The following is a 20699-nucleotide window of genomic DNA, read 5'->3' as shown; positions in this document are numbered from 1 at the left end:
ACTTAAATATTGCAATATTGTAAAATTTGGGTTTTAGATTAAAAATTAGATTTAAAAGTAATTGTAACCATGATAGGATATTATATCGTAGGAGGTGTAGTTTGGCCTAAGGAACTTGTGTTAAAAACAGAAAACACAAACTACCTTTTGACAATTATTTTTAATGAAAAAGAGAAAAATTGTTCTCATCATTAGCTTGTTTATTATCTTTTTGACAGGCTCACGAATTTTATGGCTGGCGGTATTTAATAATACAGATCAACCGCATGCCGTAAAAGGTCAAATTGATTTAAGAAATTGGGATTTTAATGATGGTCATGCTATTACCTTAGATGGAGAATGGGAGTTCTATCCTTATAATTGGTTGATTAGTGAAGAAAAGCATTTAGAATCCACGAAGAGTGCTAAATACATACAGGTTCCTAAAGGGTGGAGTTCATCTTTACAAGAGGAAGAGAAAAGCCCTTATGGTTACGGTTCGTATCGCTTAAAATTACTCGTCAATCCAGAGGACAATATAACTTACAGTATTCGAGTTCCGAGTGTTCGAAGTTCCTCAGAAGTATATGTAAATGGTAGGCGGTTAGCAAAATCCGGTGTAATAGGAGAGAAAGAAGAAAAAACAGTTGCCAAGAATGTTCCATATACCGCTTCTTTTGAAGCAAATGGTCACAAAGAAATCGAAATTATTGTTCAAGCTTCTAACTATAAGGACCCTCGTGACGGTGGAATTGTTCGCTCCATTAAATTTGGAAAAGAAGATATATTAAATCGGGAAACTCAGTTGTCGATCAATATGCAACAACTAGTAGCAGTGGTTTTTTTATTACATGCTATCTATTCCATTATTTTATTTTTCGTTGGAAACATGGAAGAAAGAAGATTACTTTACTTTTCTCTTTTATCGTTTAGCACTATGATATATTACCTTTTAGGAAGCGATGACAAATTATTATCATATTGGTTCCCGATTAACTATGATTGGGCATTTAAATTAGTTCATCTTTCTATGGTCGGCATAGGCTTTTCGCTGCTTCAATGCATAAAATATTGGTTACCTCAACATGTGAGAAAATATATTTGCTTGTTTAGTATTTTCTGTGGTATAGCATTATTGTTGACCATTGTACTGCCTACTCGCTATATAGTAATCAATCAAGGCATTTACATTTTGATTTTAGGGATCTCGATTGTTATAACGAATCTAACAGTAATACGAAAATCTATTAAAGAGATTAAAAGTAATATTTTTTTACTTTTTGCCATTTTAGCATTTGGTAATAATCTTATTTGGGATGGCCTACTTCTCATTTTTGGAATCAAAGTAATCATGTATCCATTTGATCTTGTTATAACAGTGGCTAGTTTAGCTATCTTATGGTTTAAAGGATATGCTAAAGTCCATTCGGAAACGAAAGAACTTGCTAGTAAGCTCCAAAAGACTGATAAGTTAAAGGATGAATTCCTCGCCAATACGTCTCATGAATTAAGAAATCCACTTCATGGGATCCTTAACATTTCAAAAGCTGTTTTGGAAAGAGAAGAACGTGTACTTAGTGACAAAAGTGTTAAGGATTTAGAAACAGTACTCTCTGTAGGACGTCGTATGTCATTAATGTTAAATGATTTATTAGATGTTATGAGCTTAAAAGATAATAACTCCAAATTAAACCTTAATACTTTTTCGATTCACTCAATTGTATCGGGTGTATTAGATATGCTCTACGTTATGAAAGAAGGAAAGCAAATTCAGCTAATTAATCAAATCCCAGAAAATTTTCCAAAAGTAGTTGCGGATGAAAATAGAGTTATTCAAATTGTTTTTAATCTTCTTCATAATGCGGTGAAATACACGAACGAAGGCGAAGTGACAATATCAGGTCATGTGAAAAATGGTATGGCGGAAATAGTCATTTCGGATACTGGTATTGGTATAGATGCGGACACCATTCAACGTATATTTGAACCTTATGAGCAGGGTACCCTTAGTAAGGCAATGATTGAAGGCGGATTTGGGCTAGGACTTAGTATTTGTAAACGATTAGTTGAACTACATGGGGGAACATTACAGGCAAATTCAATTGTAGGGAAAGGTTCTGAATTTACTTTTACCTTACCAATATCTACTTTAGATGATGAAGAAAAGGATACAGAAAATGTAGCAATGCTATCAAGTGAGAAGGAAGGATCAACAGTAGAGACTTCTATAAACCCTTTCGATGATCAGGGAGAAAATCATTCGATTTTTGAAGCAAATCGCCCTCGAGTTTTAGTTGTCGATGATGATCCAATTAACTTAAGAGTTATCGAAACATTACTTTCAACAGAAAAGTACGACTTAGTAACGGTTACAAGTGGTAGTAAAGCACTCGAAATACTAATGTCCCAAGAGTGGGATTTGATCATTTCAGACGTCATGATGCCAAATATGTCTGGCTACGAATTAGTACGTACAATTCGTCAGCAATTTTCAATAACAGAACTTCCCGTGTTACTTCTTACTGCAAGAAGTCAGCCTCAAGACATTAATAATGGATTTTTATCTGGTGCTAATGATTACGTCACAAAACCTGTGGACGCTCTAGAGTTAAGATCAAGAGTAAAAGCACTAACCGATGTTAAACAATCTGCACAAGAAAGGCTTCGAATGGAGGCGGCTTGGCTGCAGGCTCAAATACAGCCACATTTTCTATTCAATACATTAAATGCCATTATCACGCTAAGTGAAATTGATATCGAGCGTACTAGTAAGCTACTTGAAGCTCTAAGTGATTTTTTAAGGGAATCATTTAAATTCCAAAATATTGATGAACTTGTTCCAATTGAGGACGAGTTAAATCTTGTTCGATCCTATTTATATATTCATAAAGAGCGTTTTGGGGAGCGGATCAATGTAACGTGGGATGTGGAAGTATCTACAGATGTCATGATACCATCACTGACCATCCAGCCATTAATTGAAAATGCATTAAAACATGGTATTTTGCCTCGTGAAAATGGCGGGAATATTCATCTTCGCATTGTAGATTACGACACATACATTGAGATTATTGTGTCGGATGATGGTAATGGAATCGATGACGCGACAATGGAACGTTTACTTGAAAGAAAATCGAAAACATCTACTGGAATTGGATTGCTAAATACAGATCTTCGCTTAAAACAACATTACGGTGAAGGACTTCGCATCACAAGTATGCCAAACCAAGGAACAGCAATATCGTTTGTTGTTCTTAAAAAGAAAGAAAAAAATTGATGGAAAAATAAGAACATTCATATTCAGCGGCACCTCTATTTAAAAAAGGGGTGCCGTTTCTAAATTAAGGAAAAGTTTGTTTGATTAAAGTCCTGTTTTTGCAGGATTTTTTTCTTTAATTATCGAAGCAATTTAGTTTAATAAGGAAAGATAAAACAAATTAAGCGAATAAGAGACAGAGGTGGATTAATAATTATCACATTCGGTGAAAAAGTAGAAGGCAAAAATTACAAATGGAGACCTGCTGTTTATTGTGTAATGTTCAATAGTTAGAAAGAAAAAATAGCGATTATTCAAACAAATGATGGAAAATTTTTTCTTCCTGGTGGTGGAATTGAAAAAAATGAAACACACGAAGAGTGTTTAAAAAGAGAAGCCCTTGAAGAAATGCGAATGGATGTTGAAATAGGTCATTTTATAGGGTGTGCCCAGAGATGTTTTTATTCTACAAAAGAATATAAATATTACAAATAAGTAAACCAACTGAAGTTGACCACTTTTTAAAATGGATGGAACCAAAGCAAGCAATTGAATGCTTGTTCCACGTACACCAAAGCTGGGCAGTTACTGAAGCATTATTACAGTTATAAAGTTTAGAACAGTCATCAAATGAGCATAAGTTACGCATATGATTGATCAAATTTCACATGATAAGACTGATTTAGAAGGCTAAAAACGTTTAACCATGACGTATCGCGGTTATAAACGATATTTGGAAATTACACTATAAAGAACAGATAACCAAAATTAGTTATCTGTTCTCTTTAATCACTTTGCAGACGATTCTTCCGATTCATAAAGAAAACTTTTCTCAAGATTTTCTTTTGTCTCAGCATTAACGGTTTGTTCTTTTGCTTCTGCTTGTTCACTAGCTGGAGCTTCGTCATGAGAAGAACAAGCAGTTAGTAGGAATGCTGCCATTGCTCCGATATATAAGAATTTCTTCATTGCTATAACCTCCGTTATTGTTTAGTTACAGTTTAGATTGCGCAATTACACGTAGAATATAACGGAAATTAAATTTTGCTTTTGTAACAAAGAATGAAAAATTGGAAGTTATTTATTTGGTAGCTTTTAAGTAAAAGTGGAAAATTGAAAGAACTTGAAGGATACCAGGCAATTCATGGAGAGTGCCTGATATCTCACTATTTACTAATGACAATAGACAGTTTATAGTTTGCATGTTTATTTAAATCGACTAAAAATTGATCTAATACTTCGTTTGATGGGAATCTGCATTCAAGAAGATAACAACTATCTCCACTGATTTTGAAGTTATTAACAATATATTGTTGCTGCGTTTTTATAAATGATAGAAAAGGTTCATGGTGCGGACTTTTTGTATAAATATTAATAAAAGCATGGATGTTGCTTCCTAATTTTCTATGATTCACATGAATAGTATAGCTTTCAATAATCCCATTATCTTCAAGTCTCGCCACCCTCGATGACGCAGCTTGGTCTGTCAAATGAACCTTCTCACCCAATTCCTTCATCGTAATACGGCTATTTTTAGAAAGCTCATCAAAACAAAAGGACAACACGGCAGGGGAGAAATTTTAAAATTAACTGGTCAAGTATGTGGTGTTGTCTTTTACCATCCGAATGAGGAAAAATTATATATCGCTGGCGATACTGTATGGTATGAAGAGGTTCAAGAAGTACTCGAAAAAAATCATCCTGAAATTATTGTCGTTAATGGGGGAGACAATCAATTTTTAGAAGGAGGCTCTCTCATAATGGGGAGAGATGATATTTATGAAGTTCACAAAGCTGCTCCTAACGCAAAAATTATCGTGAGTCATATGGAAGCGATCAATCATTGGACGTTATCAAGAGAAGAATTAAGAAACTTTATTAATGAAAGAGGAATCACAACTCAAGTATTCGTGCCGGAAGATGGTGAAGAATACATTTATTAAAATAGAAATGATATAAGTCATTTTTTACAATGGTGATTTTGTTTAAGTGTTTTAATTGACAAAATAATTTATTTATGCTATAATTTACAAATATTATTTTTGAGTGTAAAATAGGATTCTCCTGGCCAGGAGAGTTCTATTTTTTTTTGCCTTAATTGAGGTATTGAACTAGAGAATCAAAATCAAAAAACGAATTATACACTTGCTTTTTCTAGGAGATGATTGTTTGATGGAAGATTTACCTTGTAAAGGTTGCAGAGGAATGTGTTGTGGGCCAGTTCCAATTACAGAACAAGAGTTAAAGAAAATAAAAAAGAAAATCAAAGCAATGCCTAAAAAAATGAGCCTAGATTTAAAAAATCAACAAAGTCTTTATGGAACCTGTATTTTTTATGACGAAATAAATGATCGGTGTGGAATTCATTCGGCACGTCCGTCTATTTGCCGAGCCTTCGGTCATTATAAAAATCTTGTGTGTTTCCGCAAGCCAACAGTGTCCGTTGGAAAAAACTATATAGCTAACGAGCTTCCAATTGGTATTTTAAGTATTGATTTTACGTGGAAAGATTTTATTAATTGAGTTTAGCGGTTATACATTCGACCTATTAAAAAGAGCCTGCTTTTTTTAATGCAGGCTCTAATATCATACATACTTTAAAGTTCTAATCGCATAGTACGGCTCGTTTCATTAAATCCATGTCTGTCATACAAGTTAATAGCGCCAATATTTTCTGCTAAGACACTTAACTCCAAGTAATCTAAATTACGTTCCTCTGCCCATTTCTTTGCCTCTCGTAGCAATAGTGAGCCAATGCCTTTACTCTGGTATTGGCCTCCAACAATTACATCCATAATATATGCATAATTATGTTGAACGATACAAGAATATGGGGGAGTAGCTAATTCTTGAATTAGTAAAAAACCGGCGATGTTGTTATCTAATTCAGCAACAAAAATGTCTGATTTTTCTTCAGAAATTATGTTTTGAAGAAACGCTACATCCTGTCTTGCTGGTGCAATGTATGTAGGTTGTAGTTTTGACATCTCTAAAAACAGATCTTCATATAATATTTCTATTTGTGGGATTTCTTCGAAAGTTGCAATTTTTATTTTCATGCTCTACCTCCATTCGAATTTCATACCATTTCATTTTACTATATTTTGGTGATTTTATAAATAATATGTAAATTTAATAAAAACTCGCTTTGCTAACACAGTATAAACCGTATGGGATTCCCAATACTAAATCTGTTTTAAAATATATAGAGAAAGGAGGCTTTCATCAGTGAGATTTTTAGCATGGGGAATTATAGGTGCAGCAGCACTCTTTGGTGTAATGAAACGCTTTGGGATGAACGATGCACAACAAGTGACACAGTCTGCTCAGCAAGGTACGACACCAGTACAATTAGTAGCAAACAGTAATCCACTTACCGCAAATACACCAAAACAATAAATAAAATAGGTATCATCAAGCTTATAGACTTTTGTTTGGCTAATGGTCTATGAGCTTGTACATAAAAACCGCACAAATAGGGGAACAATCGTACATAAAAGGTAAAGATTATTTTGTTAAAGATAGAGAACTAAAAGCACTGGAATGGTATGAAGATATTCAAAATAATGGATTATGTAATACTAAGATTAATGGCTGTCATTAAGTCAGCTTTTTTATGCTGCTAACAGAGCAGTTTAGAGGAATAGACAGTCAGTTTTCAATTCAGTAAAAAAGCGTGTTTTGATCAAATTTTTTTCAAAACACGCTTATCTATTTGCTCTTTTATTAAGGTTTATTAAGTTAATTTAATCAAACTTTATTCCAGAGCTACGCCATTAACTATCCAACTGGGTATCAGTTTTTATAATAGTATAAGTATGTCCAAGATTTAGAGATTACTTGCCAATTATCTCAAAGTTTTTGCACCAGAATATTTCTTTAGTACAGGTATAGAAAAGTTTCCCTTTCCAATGATATCAATCAGCCTTGTTCCAAACCATTGGCAAATCAGGGCATACATGATAACTTTCCAATCGATCACGACACCTGCAACAAGTAATATCAAACTATTAATCCAAAATAATATGCCTCCGGGAGGTCGCTTTATAAAAGATGATATAATAAGAGCTAAAATATCCATTCCTCCTGAAGAAGCCCCCATTTTAAATAATATACCCACGCTAAAACCGAATAAAAAGGCTCCAATTAGTAAATCGATCCATACATTTCCAATAGGATGATGAATGTGAGGAGAAATTAAATGGATAGTGAATGCAGCTGAGCCGACACAAAACATCGTCCACACTGCGTTGCTTGTTCCGAGCCACTTGAAGGCTGCGATTACCATCACTGCATTTAATATCCAAATGCTCGTTGCATATGGCACATCCCACACGTAATTTAATAAAACACCTATTCCGGCAGCACCACCGGATGGGATGTAATGAGGGAATAAGAAAATAGACATAGCTACTCCTTGAATTGCAGAAGCAATTGCAAGAATGATAATTTTAAATAAATGTTGCGACAAACTACTACATCTCCTTGTATTTCACAGTATTTCTCTTTTGCTTTACTTTATATTAGTTCAATCATTAAGTGAAATATAGATTAGTGATAGTTATAATTAAAATTATTTATGATTAGAAAATGGTCTTAGGGTGACTTGAAGATCATTAGGCTGTTACATCTCCTTTTTTTAACAGGGGAGTTTAGTGCAATAAAAAACAATAATAAATTTATAAAACAAATCATTTCTGATATTGTTGATATATCGGAAATGATTTACAAAGATAAACATCATAATAAATAGGGTATAAGGCTTTTTGCTTATCAAAGAAAGAAGGGTTAATAAAATGATACAATCTGTTGTACATATTGCTTTGGTTGTTCAAGATTATGATGAAGCTATTGAGTTTTACACAAAAAAACTTCATTTTACGTTAATTGAAGATACGTATCAACCAGAACAAGATAAACGATGGGTAGTAGTATCCCCACCTGGTTCGTCTGGAACTACAATATTACTTGCAAGGGCTTCAAAACCAGAACAAACATCTTTTATTGGGAATCAAGCTGGAGGAAGAGTTTTTCTATTCCTTGGGACAGATGACTTTTGGAGAGACTATAATGAAATGATAGAAAAAGGAATTGAATTCGTTAGAGAACCAAAAGAACAATCATATGGTATTGTTGCTGTATTCAAAGATTTATACGGAAACTTATGGGATTTAATTCAATTTGAAGAAGGTCATCCTATGTTTCAACGAGTAAAATAAACTAAAACCTTAATAATATAAAACCCTTCAGAATTGTTTTATCTGAAGGGTTTTTGAATATTTGAAATCGTATTTAACAAATTTTTTGATTTGCAAAAAGCAATAAATTCCTTAAAACTAACAACTTCTAACTAAATATTTACCTACGGAAATACCACTAGCTGCTGCTTGTGATAAAGAATGTGTAACTCCTGAACAATCTCCAATTGCATACAATCCTTGAATATTTGTTTGGAAATTTTCATCAGTTTCTATTGTTGGTGAATAAAACTTTCCGTCCATACCATAAAGCAATGTATCCTCATCAATGGCTTCACCAATAAATTTTTCCAAATGGTTTAAAAATCCCTGCAAGATTTGAATATATAGTAATGGAATTTCTTTAGTTAAATCCCCAAAGTCAGCTTTTAACGAAGGCTGAATTCTATTATTATACATATTTTCTTTTGTTGTAGACTGTCCCTTCCTTAAATCTCCATAACGTTGTACTACTATACGATCTGTCCCTTTATTTATTTCGCCGATAACCTTATGCGCATACGTATTTGCCTCTTCAAGAGTAGAAAAATACGTTGGAGTGAACAAAGTAAAATTCAAGTTAGAAGTTCCATTCTCTTGCTCTCGAAAGTTTTGACCATCTGGCATAACTAAACCTTCTTGATATTTACGAATGATTCTTCCTTTAGGGTTCATGCAATAAGTCGTTGAAATGATATCTTCATGTGCATAAGCAAGTTTTGTTTCAAAGGTATCCTCCAAAATTGAACGTAACTGTTGTTCTGCCATTTCAACTCTAATACCCAAATCTAAACGAGTTTTGCCTTGCTTAACTCCAAGACTAGCACATTGATTATTTAACCAATCTGTTCCTGATCGGCCTGTTGCGAACACTACTTGCTGAGACCGGATAGTACCTTTATTCGTAATTAAAGTAAAAGAATCATTATCTTTTATTATATCTTGTACATCTACCTCAAATTGAATATCTATCTGGCTTGATAAAACTTTATAAATTTGTTGGAAAATTTCCGTTGAAAGTGACGTACCTAGGTGTCTCACCTCAGTAGTTAACATATGTAAGTTACATAATTGGGCTCTTTTTGAGAGTTCTGTATTAGTTGTGGAATATTTGATAACAGAGTCTCCACCGAAACGGCATAATATTTCGTCAACTTCATCCATTAATTGTTGAAGATTCTCTCTGCCTACTTTTTGCTCCAACTCACCGCCAAATTCAGTTGAATAATTAAACTTTCCTTCTGATTTACCCAAACCAGCAAAACCAAAATATTTCTCACATGTATTACAATTGCATGTTTCTCCTCGATCTAAAGGACAATTTCTCTCTTCTATTGATTTTCCCTTTTCAAGAATTAATATTTTCTGATTACTTTGAGATAAGGTATATGCTAAAAAAACACTACTTACACCTGAACCGATAATTGTAATATCATACATCTAGTTACACCTTCTTTAATTAATGAATAATAAGAGTATTTTATAATATGGGGATTGTCTATACAAAACTAAAAAATTTTTTAGGCGTATAAGTTCTTACTTGTTTACAGTTATATCCAAGTTCATTAAGATTATCTAAAGAACTATGAAAAGGATGATTAAAATTGTTTCAAATAAAAAGGATATACAAAGAACACTTTCCTAACGGTAAAAAAATAATCTATCAATACAGCTCTGATAATTATTATGATGTTTCCTATAAAGAACAAGAAAATGGATGGGCAATTGAATTTACGTTAAAACATCTCGACACCCCGTTTCACAAGTATTTAGAAGGAGAAATTTTCGAAGATCATATAGAGGATATTGAATGCTATATAGCAGAGTTAAATGGCAAAGAAGCGGGCATTGTTAGCTTCAGCCATGAAAAGTGGCATAATGTGTTAAGAATTAATGATATTCATATTGATCAATCTCATCAACATAAAGGAATTGGAAGTAAATTCATGGCTTTGGTCAAAAAGCGAGCGGCGGAAATAGGGGTGAGGGCGATCGTTTTAGAAACACAAACTTCTAATTATCCTGCCATTCAATTTTACAAAAAGCATGGGTTTCAACTTATTGGATGTGACCTATTGAGTTATTCAAATAAAGATATTGAAAGAAGGGAAGTAAGAGTAGAAATGGGACTTGTTCTTGAAATATAAAAGGAGAACACGTTTTTATCGTGTTCTCCTAAGAAATTATATATTATTTACTTTGAGTTTGAAGTGCTAATTTAACGCCTAGACCGATATAAACGAAACCAACAGCCTTTTCAAGTAAACGTGAACCATTGTTTGAAGTCTTCGTAAAGATTTTTTCGCCAATAAAACTTGTAATAATAGCTAATAAAATAGTATATAAAGCACTCATCACAACAAAAGTAATGCCTAAAATCAATAATTGAACAGTGATTGATTGGCCATTATGTTGAACAAACTGTGGTAAAAACGCCAAGAAAAATAATGCTGTTTTTGGATTTAAAATTTCCGCTAAAAAACCTTGTCGGAACGAAGTACTTGCTGGACTTTGTTCTACAGTTGGTTTTTCTATTTTTTGCGGTTTTGTTAATAGCATTTGAATACCTAAATAGACAAGGTATGCAACACCAATATATTTTACTACTTCAAACGCAGTGGCTGATTTCATTAAAATTGCTGATAAACCTAAGACAGCTGCTGAAGTATGAACTAAGTCGCCAAGTCCAATGCCTAGTGCAGTAAAAATACCATTTTTTTTACCACCTTTCAGCGTTTGTGTAATGGTAATGATAACAGCAGGACCAGGAATTAAAAATAAAAGAAGAACTATTGCAATAAAAGATAACATATTTACCCATCCTATTCTAATAAACTAAACATTCATTTAAGAGAATAATAAAATTCACTTAATGAATGCAAAAAATATTATATGCTATCTCCTATATGCCTGTCGATAATGAAATACTGAAAAGGAGTGAAAATAACTATTTCTAAAAATCAGAAAATATTTCGGTGATATTTGTATAACGATATATATTATTAAATTATAGTAATAAACTCCAATATTAATTCAATCCACATCTAAGGGGATGTGGTTTCGTAATTCAAACATAAAAATAGTACCAACTACTAATAATTAATGATAGAATTAGGTTATAATATTTTTGGAGGTTATTTAAATGCTAGATATTCAACAAATACAAGAAGTTTTACTACATCGTTATCCTTTTCTATTAGTGGATAGAGTATTGGAATTAGAAGAGGGGAAAAGAGCGGTTGCTATTAAAAATGTAACGATAAACGAAGAATTTTTTAATGGACATTTTCCTAATTATCCAGTGATGCCAGGTGTGTTAATCGTTGAAGCATTAGCTCAAGTAAGCGCAATTATTATGCTCACAAAAGAAGGTAATCAAGGGAGACTTGGATTGCTGGCAGGTATTGATAATTGTCGCTTTAAAAAACAAGTTAAACCTGGTGATCAACTGCGTCTTGAAGTGGAAATTACACGCTTAAAGGGTGCCATTGGTAAAGGCCGTGGTATAGCAACAGTTGACGGAGAAATAGCTTGTGAGACAGAGCTTATTTTTGCATTTGGAAGCTAAGACCATTTGATTTAAGAGTACTGCAAAAAAACATTGTAGTACTCTTGTTCTTTGTGTATAGGATTTTTAAAGTATTTGTTGAATAATATAATAAATGGATGACTTCGAAATGGAGGCGATTTCGTGAACTATCCCTTAGCACTATATAGCAACTTGTGTCATGCAATTTATTATCCTTACAAATATTACAATATTCAACGGTCAATGGAATGGAATTACGATGTGGTTATGTACAGGAATATTTATTTTCTCAACGGCGGTTTTCATTTCAAGCAGATTAAATAAAAGAAGTTCTAATGAATAAAAATCCTAAATCAAATAAGATGAAAGAGTTGATAATCACAAATCAACTCTATTTTTTTGTCCAAAAATTTAAATGTGAATAGTGGGACTTAATTCATCTTACTACAGTGTAAATGTTGTTACAGAATAGACATAAAAATCCAAAAATAAAATAATTAAGGTAAGCGTTTACATGTATACTTAAATTAAAATAACGAGACTACTTATTAAGGGGAGATTTTATATGTCGGAAAGCACACCATTTATAAAAGATGTTCCTGATGGAGATGTGAAATTTTCTATTATAATACCTGCTCATAACGAAGAAAATTATATTGGTGGGTGTCTAGAGTCAATTGCAAAGTCTGCACAACCTTATAAAGATCAAGTAGAAGTTATTGTTGTGCTAAATCGTTGTACGGATAAAACGAAAGAAATTGCACAGTCCTACAATTGTGTGACATTGGAAAATAACGATAAAAATTTATCCAAAATTAGAAATGCTGGAGCTGCGTTAGCGAAAGGCGATATTCTCGTTACAATTGATGCTGATACTCGAATGACAGAACACATGCTATCAGAGGTTGAAAAGCATTTAGCTTCCAATCAATTCATTGGAGGAGGCGTGAACGGTAATTTTGAAAGAATGTCCTTTGGTATAGTAGTTTCTACCATGTTACTAATTGTTCCCATACTGTTTAAGTATGGTTTTATCTCTGTAGGGATCTTTTGGTGCTATAAAAAGGACTTTCAGGCGATAAACGGTTTTAACGAGAAGATGCTAATGGCAGAAGATGCTGATTTTGCTAAGCGTTTAAAACAATGGGGCAAGAAGCATGGTAAAAAATACGGCACGATTAAAAATGGAATGATTACTTCGTGTAGACGATTTGACCATTATGGAGACTGGATGTTACTGAAACGACCAGATGTGATTTTAGCTTATTTAAAGGGCACTAATGAAAAGGCTGCTAATGAAGCCTATTATGATGATCAAGCAAGATAATGAAACTACCTAATGGTGTATTTTAGGCATAATAATTCTTTAGACCACTTCGTTGTAAAAACGAGTGGTTTTTTTATGGGTAATTATTTAGATTTTCTTAAATAATAAGACTTTGCATGACAGTAAGTTTAACGGAATGATATGATGTTGGGTGATTAGTAGAACCTGTAAAAATATTGTTAAATCAAGGTTTTGAACAAGGGTGGTTATGAGCATGGAAATAAATATACTAGTAGTAGATGACGAAAAGGAAATTGCGGATTTAATAGAGCTTTATTTAAAAAATGAAAATTTTAATGTTTATAAATTTTATGATGCTCAGGAAGCATTAACGTGTATACACTCGATCAAATTGGATCTTGCTATTCTTGATGTAATGATGCCTGATATCGATGGCTTTGAAATTTGCCGAAGAATTCGGGAACAGTATCATTTTCCGGTAATTATGTTAACAGCGAAAGAAGAAGAAATAGATAAAATAACGGGGCTTACATTAGGGGCTGATGACTACATAACAAAGCCATTCCGTCCATTGGAGGTTATTGCAAGGGTTAAGGCTCAAATTCGCAGATCTACAAAGTACAATCATCAGGGGACATTACAAAATGATCCGATTATTGATTTTTCAGGCTTAATTTTAGAGCAAAAGACCCGAAAATGTATGTTAAACGAAAAACAACTGTTTCTTACTCCTACAGAGTTCTCCATTTTGTGGTTTTTATGTGTAAATCGAGGGCGTGTCGTTTCTTCTGAAGAATTATTTCAAGAAGTATGGGGCGAGAAATATTATAGCAATAACAATACGGTAATGGTTCACATTAGGCATTTACGAGAAAAGATGAAAGATTCCGCAGAGAACCCGAGATTCATAAAAACTGTCTGGGGAGTGGGGTATACTATTGAAAAATGATTTTGGAAAACTAAAAAGAACTATAATGCTTCGAATTTTGCTGATTTTAGTAATAGCATTGTTGGTTGGCTATTTCATAAGCTATGTGTTTATTGATGGCGTCTTACAAGCCCCTTTCGCTGATTGGTTTATTCGGTTTTGTGAAAACGTGCTACAGCTTGACTATTATTCGGCACAGAGAGCCTATGGAATTTTATTTCAACAAAATAAGTCACTCTGGTTAGCGGTAGGCTTAATTATTTTGCTATTAGTAATTTTTTATTTTGCACTTTCTCAGTTTACGAAGTATTTTAACCAAATTGCCATAGGTGTTAATATGCTTTCAGAGGAATCAGATCAGGAAATAAGTCTTCCTTCTGAATTAGATTTTATGGAGAAAAAATTAAATGATGCAAAAAATAAATTAGAAAAACGGGCAAAGGATGCTCAGGAGGCTGAGCAGCGCAAAAATGATCTCGTTGTTTACTTAGCCCATGATATTAAAACACCGCTGACTTCTATGATTGGTTACTTAAGTCTGTTGGATGAGGCAAAGGATATGCCTGTTGAACAAAAAGAAAAATATGTGAAGATTTCACTGGAAAAATCAAATAGGCTAGAACAGTTGATTAATGAATTTTTTGAAATCACTAGATTTAACTTACAGTCCATTATTTTAGATAAAGAATCCATTAATTTAAATTATATGTTAATGCAATTAGCAGATGAATTTTATCCCTTATTGGACCTTAAAGGACAACAGGCAAATGTGAATATCGAGGGAGAAATAAAAGTTTTTGCAGATGCCAACAAATTAGCGAGGGTCTTTAATAATATTTTGAAAAATGCCATAGCATATAGTGATGAAAACAGTATAATTCATATTAGCGCACACCATCAAAATGACCAGATATTCATTTCGTTTACAAATAAAGGGAAAACAATTCCGCCACAAAAATTAAAGATGATTTTTGAAAAATTCTATCGTTTAGACTCTGCCAGATCGACCCAATCAGGTGGGGCGGGACTTGGTCTTGCAATTGCCAATGAAATAGTCCATGCTCATGGAGGAACGATAACAGCTTCAAGTAATGATGAAAAAACAGTTTTCACTGTTATGCTTCCAACACTTTCTTAAGAAACCTTAAGAATTCTATAATAGATTATTAAAAAAAGGCTCCTTCTTTTATGTTTCAATAGAGGCATAGAGAGAAGGAGTTGTTTTTATGTTTAAAAGAAAAGGGTTTTATAGCCTTATATTACTGATTATTGTTTTCCTGGCGTACATGTATATAAAAGATCCAGTTCATTCGAAGCTAGAAATAGTTGATGATCCTCAGCTAGAAATGCCAAAGAAAAGTGATGAAAATCTTGATGTGAATTTACATAGCTCAAATGCTATATTAGTGAATTTAGACACAAATAAGATCTTATTAGACAAAGGAAGCGATGAAATTATTTATCCTGCTTCTTTGACGAAAATCATGACGGTTTTAGTTGCAATTGAAAATATCCCAAGTTTACAGGAAAAGATTTTACTTCCTAAAAGTATATTCAAGAATTTATATGAAGAAAATGCTTCTATGGCAGGCTTTCTTCCTAATGAGGAGGTAACAGCAGAGGATTTACTTTATGGTTCAATGCTACCTTCAGGTGCGGATGCTTCTATTGGCTTAGCTGATTATATTACTGGGTCAGAGAGTAAATTTGTGAAGTTAATGAACGAAAAAGCTAAACAGCTAGGGATGAAAAACACACATTTTATGAATGCAACTGGACTCCATCATCCTGATCATTATACGACTGTGAAAGATATTTCGATACTTTTACAATATGCTTTAACAAATAACACCTTTAGGGATATTTATACGGCTGAAAGATATTCAATAAAGTCTACGAATCTCCATCCAGAGGGGATGACGATGACGAGTAGAATGTTTAAGAGTTTGAATGCTAGTGAAAAATCGAGAAGTGAAATAATTGGAGGCAAAACTGGCTACACAGAGCAAGCAGGCTTATGTTTAGCAAGTCTAGCAACGATTAATGGCGAGGAGTATATTTTAGTAACAGTAGGTGCTAAAGGTGACTCACGAACAGAGCAATTCAATATTACAGATGCAGTAGCTGTGTATCGACAACTTTACTAAGGAACTTTATGTATGTTTCCCGCTGTTACTAAACTTACAATAAAATTTTTGCCTAAAATAACATACAACCTTTCCATCCCTTCATATAATTAAAATATCTGAAAAATTTGGGTGACTATGTTTTGACTATAAACGAGTTTTCTACTCTTAATAAGGTCATTAAATCAGGTAAACAAGTATGAGAGGATGAGGGGTTTGAAGCATCCCGGCGCAAATGTTTTTGAAAATAAAGAGGAACTATTCATACCTGAAAAAGCATTAGATAAAGATTTTTGTGATCGTTTAGTGAGAAAAATTCATAAAAATATATTGAATGAAAATATAACTAACGATGTTTATATGTCATATTTTGTGATTTTTGATCAACAATATAAATTGAAAGAAATTCGATATTTATTAGATGTTTTGAAATTGCAGGCAAATGAAATCATTAGATCTAAGCCAATTTATATTACATTGTGTGGTGTAATCTTATCATTGATTACAATAATTGCCGCAGCCATCAATACTAAGCTGATGATTGGGATCTCACTTGTCCAAATAGTTGCTCTTGCTGTTTTAAGTTTTAATGTAGCTATATTGTTTATTTCCTATAAAATAGAAAAAGAATATAAAAAAATTTACGAAGTCATTAAATTAATTGACTATTATTTAAGTTTTTATAAATAACAAATTTCAAATATCCCCCTAGGATGTGAAAAATGTGCAAAGTATTATAGATCAATTACATTTTTGGATAAATAAAGTACCAGATGAGTTTCGTCAAATGTCTGAAATAGAGATTTCACAACGACCAGCGCCTCAAAAATGGTCAAAAAAAGAGATATTAGGCCATTTATGTGACTCCGCCATTAATAATCTGGAAAGGTTTATTAAAATACAATACGAAAAGGAACCGTTAGTATTAACTCCGTATGACTAAGTGCATTGGGTGAAAATTCAAGGGTATCAAGAATTACCTTTTGATGAAGTCATGAATCTATGGGTGAGCTTAAATAAAAAAATAAAATTATATATGTTATTAAAAATATCCCCAATGAAAAGCTTGTTATTCAATGTGGCTTTGAAAATAATCAACTAATGACTTTACAGTGGCTTATCCAAGACTACCTTGAACATATGGAACATCATTTGAAAAAGCAGATTTTAACTTCTTATCAGTGAGTGTCCGAACATTACAAAAGACATTCGTTGAAATAGAGGAACTCAGTGACGCAATTATCAGAGGCATAATTGATAAAAGAATAAGCAATTTTGAATAGTAAGTAACATGAATCGTAAATCAATCGGTGATAAAAGTAATCCCGAAATAACTGTAAACCTTAGTTGCTATCACTAAAGTACATTCTGCAACAAAAAATCAAAAAAGAGCATTTTTTTTAACATTCCTCAAATAATAAGGTACTAAATATTTTATTTGAGGAAGTGAAGATTTGAAAAAGTTCCTGTTTTTATTGCCCATTTGCCTATTAACTGTCTCCTTTTTTTATGTAAAAGTCGGCGCAGAAAAATATGAACATAAAGGAAGAAAGTATTATGAAGAAGCAGGACAAATCGTTTGGGAGATTAAAACGGATGAAAAAATTGTTGCTATTACCTTTGATGACGGTCCACATAAAAAGTACACGTCTCAGATTTTAGATCTTTTAGACAAATATAATGCAAAAGCAACTTTCTTTATTGTTGGTCAAAATGCACAAAAAAATCCTGAGGTAATAGCGAGAATGTATAAGGAAGGCCATGAATTAGCAAACCATACATTTACTCATCCCCTAAGGACGAATGTTCCGAATTTGCTAAAGGAGATCAATCAAACAAACGATACCATTCAGAATATCACAGGATTTAAGCCTAATTTATTTCGCCCTGTTGAAGGACAGTATTCAGATGCAATGATTGAAGCGATTGCTAAAGAAGGGTATAAAGTTGTTATGTGGTCATGGCATTTAGATACATTAGATTGGAAAAGCCCAGGTACGAATAGAATTGTTAACACTGTGTTAAACGGTGTCAAAGAAGGAAATATCGTTCTTTTTCATGATGGAGGCGGAAATCGTCATCAAACTGTGCAAGCAATGGAAAAAATAATACCTGAACTTCAAAGTCAAGGATATCGATTTGTCACAGTTTCTGAATTACTCGAAGTGCAGAGTGAAAAAGGCAAAAAAAATAATAATCCGTAATGTTTTTTTAATTCTTTGTGGTGTAACTCAGAAGTTAAAGAATAACAAAAAAATATTTTCTATGTGAAGACCAGGCTAATATGCAAATAGCCTGGTTTTTTATTTTCTATAATGTATTTCATTTGGAGCTATTCGTTACGTTCAGAATCAATAATAATAAAACAGGGGGGATTGGCATTGTGTAAAGTTGAAATGGTTGAAATGAAAAATGAACTATTGGGGGCTTTTGTCTTAGGAGTAAGAAGAAATCAAACGGATATTTAAATAAGAATAAATGACTGAACAATAGATTTGAAGAAGGCTTGAAATATGTGCAAGTAATCGACAATAAAAAACAAGTAGGATTTATTGAATATACAGAAGCGGAATATTCCTCGAGAGTTGTTCATGCTGATGGTTATTTAGTGATTCATTGTTTATGGGTGAGTGAAGTTGGGAAAGGTTACGGTACTAGATAAATCAATAAATGTATAGAAGATGCCAAAAAGCAAGCCAAAAAAGATGTCGTTGTTGTTTCTAATTCAAAAACGTCTTGGGCGCCAAGTAAAGAAATTTTTTTGAAAAACGATTTTCAACTTATCGACACTGCCCCATATGATTGTCTATCAATTGAGCAACGAAGAAGAACATCCATATTTTCCGAATGATTGGGACGACAGATTAAAAAAATTTAACACTTTAACGATTTTACGTTCGTTCCAATGTCCATATGTTGATATTGCAACAGAAAATATTATAGCTGGTGCAAATAAATTAAATATACCAGTTGAAATTATTAATCTTAAAGGTAGAGAAGAGTTGATGGCAATGTCACCAACTCCGTACGGTGTTTTTTCTGTCATTTATAAGGGACAGTTTCTTACTTTTCATAGGCTAACAGTACATTCTGTTATAAAAAAATTAAGTGAACTTAATTAAAAAACTGCTCAGCTTTAACTCAAAAATATTTGTGAATTTCAAGTGCGAATATGTGGTTATTAATGCTTATAAAAACATAGTAGAAGTTACAAAAGGTTCATAATATAGAGTGAACTTATTATCTATCTTTGAACTACAAAAGTTAAGATAGAATGATTAAAGTTCAATCATCCCGCTTTTTACATTAAGACAAAAAGAAAGGGGGGAAACCTATGGTAACAATTCGCCAAAAACTAGTATCAACCGCACAAGCAATCAATATAACAAATGGTAAAAATAATGCCAAAAAGTATATTGTCGTTCATGAAACCGACAATACGAACATTGGTGCTGATGCTGACGCCCATGCCCGTTTACAGATCAATGGCAACAGCAGGGAAGCTAGCTGGCATTGGGAAGTAGATGATAAGGAAGCTGTACAATCATTTGAACATTTTTGGGAGTGCTGGGGAACAGGGACGTATGTTGGTAATAGTCAAGGGATTCAAGTTGAAATTTGCGTTAATAGTGATGGAGATTATTTAAAAGCTGTGCAAAATGCGGCGAGTCTTATCGCAAAAATTATGAAAGATGAAAATATAACAATTCAAAATATTGTTCAACACAATTATTTTAGTGGGAAAAATTGCCCTCGTAATATTCGGGCTGGGAAAGTACCTTGGTTACAATTTATCGACATGGTAAAAAAGGCAGGGGATATCCAAGTACCTCCAGTAGAAACGCAAAAATATCGAATTTTAACGGGAACATATAGTACCTTTAATGCAGCAGAAAGTGCAGCACAGGTGATGAAGACAACATTCGGCTGGCTTGTTTACATTGAACAGGATGGTGCTAATTATCGTATTAAAACAGGGACTTTTACAGGGATCATTGCAGCAAAAAATGCAGAGATGAAAATAAAAAATGCTAAATTGGCGCAAGTTACGTATATTAAAGATGCATAAGAGAATATGTAATTTTAATATTCTATGAGGATATTAGTTGACTGCTTCGAGGAAACGAGTAAAATAGAAAAGCAGTACCATTATATACCTTCAACTTAGCAGATAATAGAGGTGCCTTTAGAAAGTGCTTCCAAGGGCACCTTTACTTTTACAAAATCTAAAGCAATAAATTCTACATAGAATAATGTGTTTAACAACATAGTGATTAAGAAATGCTGGATTTTATGAAGATTGTTGTAGGACAAGATTTGTCGAGAAATTTTAACAGTCTTTTCTTTTCGTCTTCT

The 20699-nt window shown here is 33.0% G+C and carries 21 protein-coding genes and 2 pseudogenes; 17 read left to right on the top strand and 6 right to left on the bottom strand.

What is annotated here, in order from left to right; translation table 11 throughout:
- The first annotated feature begins 163 nt into the window (after positions 1-163).
- Entirely contained in the window at positions 164-3256 is a 3093-nt protein-coding gene (locus ACFVT8_RS07645) for an ATP-binding protein (protein ID WP_387083018.1), read from the top strand.
- Between the two features lie 282 nt (positions 3257-3538).
- A complete protein-coding gene (locus ACFVT8_RS07640) occupies positions 3539-3730 on the top strand; it encodes an NUDIX domain-containing protein (protein ID WP_387083383.1) in 192 nt (63 codons plus the stop codon).
- Positions 3731-4024: 294 nt separating this feature from the next.
- Here the strand turns inward: ACFVT8_RS07640 and ACFVT8_RS07635 are convergent, their stop codons facing one another.
- A complete protein-coding gene (locus ACFVT8_RS07635) occupies positions 4025-4204 on the bottom strand; it encodes a hypothetical protein (protein WP_387083017.1) in 180 nt (59 codons plus the stop codon).
- Between the two features lie 197 nt (positions 4205-4401).
- Positions 4402-4752, bottom strand: coding sequence for an Lrp/AsnC family transcriptional regulator (locus tag ACFVT8_RS07630; RefSeq protein WP_387083016.1), 351 nt, complete (start codon positions 4750-4752; stop codon positions 4402-4404).
- 21 nt (positions 4753-4773) lie between these two features.
- Here ACFVT8_RS07630 and ACFVT8_RS07625 point away from each other — a divergent pair.
- A pseudogene (locus ACFVT8_RS07625) lies at positions 4774-5178 on the top strand (MBL fold metallo-hydrolase); the annotation flags it as partial.
- A gap of 229 nt (positions 5179-5407) precedes the next feature.
- Complete coding sequence (locus ACFVT8_RS07620) at positions 5408-5758, top strand: YkgJ family cysteine cluster protein (RefSeq protein WP_387083382.1); 351 nt, start codon at positions 5408-5410, stop codon at positions 5756-5758.
- Between the two features lie 74 nt (positions 5759-5832).
- Here ACFVT8_RS07620 and ACFVT8_RS07615 read toward each other — a convergent pair whose 3' ends face one another.
- Positions 5833-6294, bottom strand: coding sequence for a GNAT family N-acetyltransferase (locus ACFVT8_RS07615; protein ID WP_387083015.1), 462 nt, complete (start codon positions 6292-6294; stop codon positions 5833-5835).
- A gap of 169 nt (positions 6295-6463) precedes the next feature.
- Here ACFVT8_RS07615 and ACFVT8_RS07610 point away from each other — a divergent pair, with 169 nt between their 5' ends.
- Positions 6464-6634, top strand: a complete 171-nt coding sequence (locus ACFVT8_RS07610) for a hypothetical protein (protein WP_387083014.1) — start codon at positions 6464-6466, stop codon at positions 6632-6634.
- 448 nt (positions 6635-7082) lie between these two features.
- Here the strand turns inward: ACFVT8_RS07610 and ACFVT8_RS07605 are convergent, their stop codons facing one another.
- Entirely contained in the window at positions 7083-7706 is a 624-nt protein-coding gene (locus tag ACFVT8_RS07605) for a YitT family protein (protein WP_387083013.1), read from the bottom strand.
- A 325-nt stretch (positions 7707-8031) separates the two neighbouring features.
- Between ACFVT8_RS07605 and ACFVT8_RS07600 the strand changes: the two genes are divergently transcribed.
- The gene (locus ACFVT8_RS07600; RefSeq protein ID WP_387083012.1) at positions 8032-8454 is read left to right on the top strand and encodes a VOC family protein; all 423 of its coding nucleotides are present in this window, start codon (positions 8032-8034) and stop codon (positions 8452-8454) included.
- 117 nt (positions 8455-8571) lie between these two features.
- Here the strand turns inward: ACFVT8_RS07600 and ACFVT8_RS07595 are convergent, their stop codons facing one another.
- Positions 8572-9912, bottom strand: coding sequence for an NAD(P)/FAD-dependent oxidoreductase (locus ACFVT8_RS07595; protein ID WP_387083010.1), 1341 nt, complete (start codon positions 9910-9912; stop codon positions 8572-8574).
- A 164-nt stretch (positions 9913-10076) separates the two neighbouring features.
- On the opposite strand from ACFVT8_RS07595, the gene ACFVT8_RS07590 reads away from it, so the two are divergent.
- A complete protein-coding gene (locus ACFVT8_RS07590) occupies positions 10077-10619 on the top strand; it encodes a GNAT family N-acetyltransferase (RefSeq protein WP_387083008.1) in 543 nt (180 codons plus the stop codon).
- A gap of 43 nt (positions 10620-10662) precedes the next feature.
- On the opposite strand, the gene ACFVT8_RS07585 is transcribed toward ACFVT8_RS07590, so the two are convergent.
- Entirely contained in the window at positions 10663-11283 is a 621-nt protein-coding gene (locus ACFVT8_RS07585; protein WP_387083006.1) for a LysE family translocator, read from the bottom strand.
- 331 nt (positions 11284-11614) lie between these two features.
- On the opposite strand from ACFVT8_RS07585, the gene fabZ reads away from it, so the two are divergent.
- The 10 genes and pseudogenes from fabZ to ACFVT8_RS07535 all read left to right on the top strand — a co-directional run bounded on the left by fabZ (position 11615) and on the right by ACFVT8_RS07535 (position 20412).
- Positions 11615-12040: a 3-hydroxyacyl-ACP dehydratase FabZ gene (gene fabZ / locus ACFVT8_RS07580; RefSeq protein ID WP_387083005.1), complete on the top strand. Its 426-nt coding sequence runs from the start codon at positions 11615-11617 to the stop codon at positions 12038-12040.
- Between the two features lie 526 nt (positions 12041-12566).
- Positions 12567-13328: a glycosyltransferase gene (locus ACFVT8_RS07575; protein WP_387083004.1), complete on the top strand. Its 762-nt coding sequence runs from the start codon at positions 12567-12569 to the stop codon at positions 13326-13328.
- Positions 13329-13542: 214 nt separating this feature from the next.
- Complete coding sequence (gene vanR / locus ACFVT8_RS07570; protein WP_387083003.1) at positions 13543-14238, top strand: VanR-ABDEGLN family response regulator transcription factor; 696 nt, start codon at positions 13543-13545, stop codon at positions 14236-14238.
- A 25-nt stretch (positions 14239-14263) separates the two neighbouring features.
- Positions 14264-15355, top strand: coding sequence for a vancomycin resistance histidine kinase VanS (gene vanS, locus ACFVT8_RS07565; protein WP_387083381.1), 1092 nt, complete (start codon positions 14264-14266; stop codon positions 15353-15355).
- An 88-nt stretch (positions 15356-15443) separates the two neighbouring features.
- The gene (locus tag ACFVT8_RS07560; RefSeq protein ID WP_387083001.1) at positions 15444-16364 is read left to right on the top strand and encodes a D-alanyl-D-alanine carboxypeptidase family protein; all 921 of its coding nucleotides are present in this window, start codon (positions 15444-15446) and stop codon (positions 16362-16364) included.
- 195 nt (positions 16365-16559) lie between these two features.
- Positions 16560-17033: a hydroxymyristoyl-ACP dehydratase gene (locus ACFVT8_RS07555; protein ID WP_387083000.1), complete on the top strand. Its 474-nt coding sequence runs from the start codon at positions 16560-16562 to the stop codon at positions 17031-17033.
- 34 nt (positions 17034-17067) lie between these two features.
- The gene (locus ACFVT8_RS07550) at positions 17068-17286 is read left to right on the top strand and encodes a hypothetical protein (protein ID WP_387082998.1); all 219 of its coding nucleotides are present in this window, start codon (positions 17068-17070) and stop codon (positions 17284-17286) included.
- Between the two features lie 511 nt (positions 17287-17797).
- Entirely contained in the window at positions 17798-18547 is a 750-nt protein-coding gene (locus ACFVT8_RS07545) for a polysaccharide deacetylase family protein (RefSeq protein ID WP_387082996.1), read from the top strand.
- A 192-nt stretch (positions 18548-18739) separates the two neighbouring features.
- Positions 18740-19465, top strand: a pseudogene (locus ACFVT8_RS07540) (GNAT family N-acetyltransferase).
- A gap of 212 nt (positions 19466-19677) precedes the next feature.
- Positions 19678-20412: a peptidoglycan recognition protein family protein gene (locus ACFVT8_RS07535; protein WP_387082995.1), complete on the top strand. Its 735-nt coding sequence runs from the start codon at positions 19678-19680 to the stop codon at positions 20410-20412.
- The last annotated feature ends 287 nt before the right edge of the window (positions 20413-20699 follow it).

Source organism: Lysinibacillus sp. NPDC058147 (assembly GCF_042884205.1).
Classification (GTDB): domain Bacteria; phylum Bacillota; class Bacilli; order Bacillales_A; family Planococcaceae; genus Lysinibacillus.
The sequence above is the reverse complement of the archived record's forward strand: the minus strand, read 5'-3'. Positions and strand labels throughout refer to the sequence as shown.

Bases quoted from the DNA above. Each gene is read 5' to 3' on its own strand.
- ACFVT8_RS07645 (WP_387083018.1), top strand. From the start codon at position 164: ATGAAAAAGAGAAAAATTGTTCTCATCATTAGCTTGTTTATTATCTTT.
- ACFVT8_RS07635 (WP_387083017.1), bottom strand. From the start codon at position 4,204: ATGAAGAAATTCTTATATATCGGAGCAATGGCAGCATTCCTACTAACT.
- ACFVT8_RS07630 (WP_387083016.1), bottom strand. From the start codon at position 4,752: ATGAAGGAATTGGGTGAGAAGGTTCATTTGACAGACCAAGCTGCGTCA.
- ACFVT8_RS07620 (WP_387083382.1), top strand. From the start codon at position 5,408: ATGGAAGATTTACCTTGTAAAGGTTGCAGAGGAATGTGTTGTGGGCCA.
- ACFVT8_RS07615 (WP_387083015.1), bottom strand. From the start codon at position 6,294: ATGAAAATAAAAATTGCAACTTTCGAAGAAATCCCACAAATAGAAATA.
- ACFVT8_RS07600 (WP_387083012.1), top strand. From the start codon at position 8,032: ATGATACAATCTGTTGTACATATTGCTTTGGTTGTTCAAGATTATGAT.
- ACFVT8_RS07595 (WP_387083010.1), bottom strand. From the start codon at position 9,912: ATGTATGATATTACAATTATCGGTTCAGGTGTAAGTAGTGTTTTTTTA.
- ACFVT8_RS07585 (WP_387083006.1), bottom strand. From the start codon at position 11,283: ATGTTATCTTTTATTGCAATAGTTCTTCTTTTATTTTTAATTCCTGGT.
- fabZ (WP_387083005.1), top strand. From the start codon at position 11,615: ATGCTAGATATTCAACAAATACAAGAAGTTTTACTACATCGTTATCCT.
- ACFVT8_RS07575 (WP_387083004.1), top strand. From the start codon at position 12,567: ATGTCGGAAAGCACACCATTTATAAAAGATGTTCCTGATGGAGATGTG.
- vanR (WP_387083003.1), top strand. From the start codon at position 13,543: ATGGAAATAAATATACTAGTAGTAGATGACGAAAAGGAAATTGCGGAT.
- vanS (WP_387083381.1), top strand. From the start codon at position 14,264: ATGCTTCGAATTTTGCTGATTTTAGTAATAGCATTGTTGGTTGGCTAT.
- ACFVT8_RS07560 (WP_387083001.1), top strand. From the start codon at position 15,444: ATGTTTAAAAGAAAAGGGTTTTATAGCCTTATATTACTGATTATTGTT.
- ACFVT8_RS07535 (WP_387082995.1), top strand. From the start codon at position 19,678: ATGGTAACAATTCGCCAAAAACTAGTATCAACCGCACAAGCAATCAAT.